The organism is Cupriavidus sp. WS (assembly GCF_000395345.1).
Lineage (GTDB): Bacteria > Pseudomonadota > Gammaproteobacteria > Burkholderiales > Burkholderiaceae > Cupriavidus > Cupriavidus basilensis_B.
The window spans coordinates 1-378 of record NZ_AQPL01000764.1; the positions used below are offsets into that span (position 1 = coordinate 1).

Annotated in this window: 1 protein-coding gene; it reads left to right on the plus strand. The window is 71.4% G+C overall.

Features of this window, described 5'->3' with window-relative positions; all coding sequences use genetic code 11:
* Positions 1-72: 72 nt before the first annotated feature.
* Positions 73-378 (plus strand): DNA cytosine methyltransferase (locus K206_RS40695; RefSeq protein ID WP_020207216.1); only part of this gene is annotated, 306 nt, incomplete at its 3' end.

A 378-nucleotide genomic window follows, 5' to 3' on the forward strand; every position in this document is an offset into this window, starting at 1 on the left:
GGCGCCTTTCTCCTGCCCATCAACGTCCCGGCCCGGCCAACGACACCGGGCCACACGAACAGGAGACCCGCCATGAACCCCAAACCTTGCCATGCGCCGCGCAACGCGCCGCTGCTCTACGGCAGCGTGTGCAGCGGCATCGAGGCCGCGAGCCTCGCTTGGCAACCGCTCGGCCTCGAAGCCGCGTGGTTCGCCGAGATCGAACCGTTCCCGAGCGCCGTGCTCGCCCACCGCTACCCGCACGTGCCCAACCTGGGCGACATGACCGCGATCGCCCGCCAGGTGCGCGCCGGCACGGTGCCGGCGCCCGACATCCTGGTCGGCGGTACGCCGTGCCAGTCGTTCAGCGTTGCCGGCGCGCGCCAGGGACTGAATGAC